Origin of the sequence: Bradyrhizobium sp. 23, from assembly GCF_023073295.1 — a bacterium.
GTDB classification, from domain to species: Bacteria; Pseudomonadota; Alphaproteobacteria; order Rhizobiales; family Xanthobacteraceae; genus Bradyrhizobium; species Bradyrhizobium canariense_D.
The window spans coordinates 168,490-172,549 of sequence record NZ_JADPJF010000132.1 but is presented as its reverse complement, the minus strand read 5'-3'; the positions used below and the strand labels follow the sequence as shown (position 1 = coordinate 172,549).

Here is a 4,060-nt window from a genome sequence, read left to right as displayed (position 1 = left end):
CCCCCGCATGGCCAAGCTCGCCGGCGGTGTCCACCGTCTCGACGGCCAGCTCATGGTCGTCCTCGACGTCGATCGCGTCCTCGAGCTCGCGCCCGATATGATGGCGGCCTGATACGCCGGCACATCCGCCGACGTACCTGCAATTGGAAGTGCCCCCGCAAAAGGGGGGGAAGCAGAGGTTCACATGCGAACTTGTCTCGTCGTTGATGATTCCAGCGTCATCCGCAAGGTTGCGCGCCGGATCCTGGAGGGCCTCGACTTCCAGATCCTCGAAGCCGAGGACGGTGAGAAGGCGCTGGAGGCCTGCAAGCGCGGCTTGCCCGATGCGGTGCTGCTGGACTGGAACATGCCGGTGATGGACGGCTATGAGTTCCTCGGCCATCTCCGGCGCATGCCCGGCGGCGACCAGCCCAAGGTGGTGTTCTGCACCACCGAGAACGACGTCGCGCATATCGCGCGCGCGCTGCACGCTGGCGCCAACGAGTACATCATGAAGCCCTTCGACAAGGACATCGTGACGGCGAAATTCCAGGAAGTCGGCCTTATCTGAGCGACCGCCCTGGAGGCTGAACGGCTCCTTCGGCGTTTGTTTTCAACTGACCGTTTCAGTCTGAGTTGGTGAGTAATGAGTGTTGCGTTCGCAGGTAATTCGACCCCGGGCTCGTCGCGGGAAGCCGGACCGTTGCGGGTGATGGTCGTCGATGACTCCGTCGTCATCCGCGGTCTGATCTCGCGCTGGATCGGCGCCGAGCACGACATGGAGGTCGCGGCCTCGCTGCGCACCGGGCTCGAGGCGGTCAACCAGATCGAACGCATCAATCCCGATGTTGCCGTGCTCGATATCGAAATGCCCGAGCTCGACGGCATCTCGGCGCTGCCGCAACTCCTGGCGAAGAAGCGCGATCTCGTCATCATCATGGCCTCGACGCTGACCCGCCGCAACGCGGAGATCAGCTTCAAGGCGTTGTCGCTCGGCGCCGCCGACTACATTCCGAAGCCTGAATCGACGCGCGAGGCTTCGGCTGCGGACATCTTCCATCACGACCTGATCCAGAAAATCCGCCACCTCGGCGCACGGCTGCGCCGCAAGGCCGCGGTTGCGAGCCCGCCGCTCGCGCCCGCAACCGCAAGCCCGGCTCCGGCGACACGTGGGCCGGTTGTCGCGCGGCCTGCCGCGTCCGCGGCCGCTCCGGCCGTCCATGCGCCGTCGTCGTCCTCGGTGCTGTCCACGCGTCCGTTTTCGACCCAGGCCCCGAAGGTGCTGCTGATCGGCTCATCGACCGGCGGTCCTCAGGCGCTGATGGCGCTCGTCGCCGAGCTCGGTCCCGTGATCGACCGTGTCCCGGTGCTGATCACCCAGCACATGCCGCCCACCTTCACCACCATTCTCGCGGAGCATCTGGCACGCACGAGCCGCAAGCCGGCGGCCGAGGCGGTGGATGGCGAGCCGGTGAAGCCGGGCCGCATCTATCTTGCGCCGGGCGGCAAGCACATGCGCGTCGTGCGTAGCGGCGCCGACGTGGCGATCGCGCTCGACGACGGTCCCGCCGTCAATTTCTGCAAGCCCGCGGTCGATCCGCTGTTCACTTCCGCCATCGACATCTGGCATGGCGCCATCCTCTCCGTGATCCTGACGGGCATGGGCTCGGACGGCATGCGCGGCGGCAAGGACATCGTCGCCGCCGGCGGCAGCGTGATCGCGCAGGACGAAGCTTCCAGCGTGGTCTGGGGCATGCCGGGCGCAGCGGCCAATGCCGGCATCTGTGCGGCGATCCTGCCGCTCAACCAGATCGGCGCCCGGGTCAATCGCCTGTTCGCAGGAGACCGCTCGTGACGCCGGTTGACTACGACTATCTGCGCAAATTCCTGAAAGAGCGCTCCGGCCTCGATCTCTCCCCGGACAAGCAGTATCTGGTCGAGAGCCGGCTGCTGCCGCTGGCCCGCAAGGCGAGCCTCGCCGGGATTCCCGATCTCGTGCTGAAGATCAGGAATGGCGACGGACGGCTTGCGAGCGATGTGGTCGAAGCGATGACCACCAACGAGACTTTCTTCTACCGCGACAAGATCCCGTTCGATCACTTGCGCGAAACGATCCTGCCGGGACTGCTTCGGGCGCGCGCAGCGCGCAAGTCGCTGCGCATCTGGTCGGCGGCGTCGTCGACGGGACAGGAACCGTATTCGATTGCGATGTGCGTGAAGGAGATGGGCGTAGCCTTCGCCGGCTGGCGCATCGAGATCGTCGCCACCGATCTGTCGCAGGAGGTGCTGGAGAAATCCAAGGCCGGCGTCTACAGCCAGTTCGAGGTGCAGCGCGGCCTGCCGATCCAGCACCTGATGAAATACTTCACGCAAGCGGGCGAAGTCTGGCAGCTCAATGCCGACATTCGCGCGATGGTGCAGTTCCGCCAGCTCAATCTGTTGCAGGACTTCTCCCATCTCGGCACGTTCGACGTGATCTTCTGCCGCAATGTGCTGATCTATTTCGACCAGGACACCAAGGCCGTGATCTTCGAGCGCATGGCGAAGGTTTTGGAAGCCGACGGCACGCTGCTGTTGGGCGCCGCCGAATCCGTCGTCGGAATTACCGACGCGTTCCGCCCGATCGCCGATCGTCGTGGCCTCTATCAGCTCAATCCGACGCGCTCCGGGCGCCCGATGGGTGGATTGATGCCGCCGTCATTGAAGGTAGCAGCGGCGCGGTGAGATGCGTTCTTCCCCTCTCCCCTTGCGGAAGAGGGTGGCTCGCCGCGTAGCGGCGAGACGGGTGAGGGGTTCTATCCGCGAGCCCACCGACACTTGAACTCGCGGATAGAACCCCTCATCCGGCGCTTCGCGCCACCTTCTCCCACAACGGGAGAAGGAATGAAGAGCGCACCTCACAAGATCGCATGCGGCAGAAACCGCGAGCCGTTGCCGGTGATCGGGCTTTCGTCCTCGCGGATCGACAGGCCGCAGGGTTCGTGATCCACCAGCCAGCTTCCGATCACGGGATAGAAGCCGGAAAAATTCGGCAGCGGCGCGAGCGCCTGCCGCACGAATCCTTCGGCGCCGTAGGGGCCTGCCTGCTCGTCGAGCGGCATTCCACCAGACACCAGCGTGACATTGGCCCCTTCGCGCGACAGCAGCGGCTTGCGCACATAGGAGCTGCCGAGCTCGGCTGCCCGCGGATCGTCCTCGAAGAACGCCGGTAGCAGATTGGGATGGTTCGGAAACATCTCCCAGAGCAGCGGCAGGATGCCCTTGTTGGAGAGCACCGCCTTCCACGGCGGTTCGATCCAGCGTGTCTGTGCATCCTTGAGCTTTGCGCTAAAGGCGTCGTGGAACATCCATTCCCAAGGATAGAGCTTGAAGGCGAGCGTGATGTCGCGGTCGCCGAGATCGACGAAGCCGCCGGTATCATTGCGCCAGCCGATCGCCTCGATGTCGAGCAGCGTGGTCGTCAGTCCCGCGTGGCGCGCGGTATCTTCGAGATAAGCGAGCGTGCCGGCGTCCTCCTCATTGCCCGTGGTGCCGGTGAGATGGACGTGGCGGCTAGCGGCAATCTGCTTCCAGGCTTCGATCAATCGTTCGTGGATGGAGTTGAACTGGTCGGCCCGCGACGGGATGATGCGCCGTTCGATCGCCTGTTCGAGCCAGGTCCATTGAAAGACCGCGGCTTCGAAAATCGAGGTCGGCGTATCCGCGTTGTATTCGAGCAGCTTTGCCGGTCCCTTGCCGTCGAATTTCAGATCGAGCCGGCCATAGAGGCTGCGGTCGTCTCGTGCCCAGCTCTCGGCGATCAGGCTCCAGAACGCCTCCGGTATCTTCAAGCGCTGCAGATGGCGCTCGTCGCCGATCACGCGGCCGGCGAGCTCCAGGCACATCGCGTCGATCTCGCCGGTCGGCGCCTCGATGCCACGCTCGATCTCGTCGAGCGTGAAGGCGTAATAGGCGCGCTCGTCCCAATAGCGCTCACCGTCGATGGTGTGGAAGGCGAAGCCGCATTGTTCGGCGGTCTGCCGCCAGTCGTCGCGCTCGGGGCAGACGATGCGTTGCATGGGTCAGCCGCCGCCGGAGAAGC

General features: G+C 64.7%; 4 protein-coding genes and 1 pseudogene. 4 read left to right on the top strand and 1 reads right to left on the bottom strand.

Annotated elements, in window-relative coordinates:
- From IVB32_RS32295 to IVB32_RS32280, 4 genes and pseudogenes are all read left to right on the top strand, one after another.
- Positions 1–112 (top strand): annotated as a pseudogene (locus tag IVB32_RS32295) (chemotaxis protein CheW); the annotation flags it as partial.
- A 72-nt stretch (positions 113–184) separates the two neighbouring features.
- Positions 185–550, top strand: coding sequence for a response regulator (locus IVB32_RS32290; protein ID WP_007600538.1), 366 nt, complete (start codon positions 185–187; stop codon positions 548–550).
- A gap of 75 nt (positions 551–625) precedes the next feature.
- Positions 626–1,834 (top strand): chemotaxis response regulator protein-glutamate methylesterase, encoded by a 1,209-nt coding sequence (locus IVB32_RS32285; protein WP_247372417.1) that lies wholly within the window; start codon positions 626–628, stop codon positions 1,832–1,834.
- Positions 1,831–2,703: a protein-glutamate O-methyltransferase CheR gene (locus tag IVB32_RS32280; RefSeq protein ID WP_247372419.1), complete on the top strand. Its 873-nt coding sequence runs from the start codon at positions 1,831–1,833 to the stop codon at positions 2,701–2,703. The genes IVB32_RS32285 and IVB32_RS32280 overlap by 4 nt, the downstream gene beginning before the upstream one ends.
- Before the next feature lie 173 nt (positions 2,704–2,876).
- Here the strand turns inward: IVB32_RS32280 and IVB32_RS32275 are convergent, their stop codons facing one another.
- Positions 2,877–4,037 carry a glutathionylspermidine synthase family protein gene (locus IVB32_RS32275; RefSeq protein WP_247372421.1) on the bottom strand — a complete coding sequence of 387 codons (1,161 nt, stop codon included), beginning with the start codon at positions 4,035–4,037 and terminating at the stop codon, positions 2,877–2,879.
- Between the last annotated feature and the right edge of the window lie 23 nt (positions 4,038–4,060).

Excerpts from the sequence above, each read along its gene's own strand:
- IVB32_RS32285 (WP_247372417.1), top strand. The coding sequence starts at position 626 with ATGAGTGTTGCGTTCGCAGGTAATTCGACCCCGGGCTCGTCGCGGGAA.
- IVB32_RS32290 (WP_007600538.1), top strand. The coding sequence starts at position 185 with ATGCGAACTTGTCTCGTCGTTGATGATTCCAGCGTCATCCGCAAGGTT.
- IVB32_RS32275 (WP_247372421.1), bottom strand. The coding sequence starts at position 4,037 with ATGCAACGCATCGTCTGCCCCGAGCGCGACGACTGGCGGCAGACCGCC.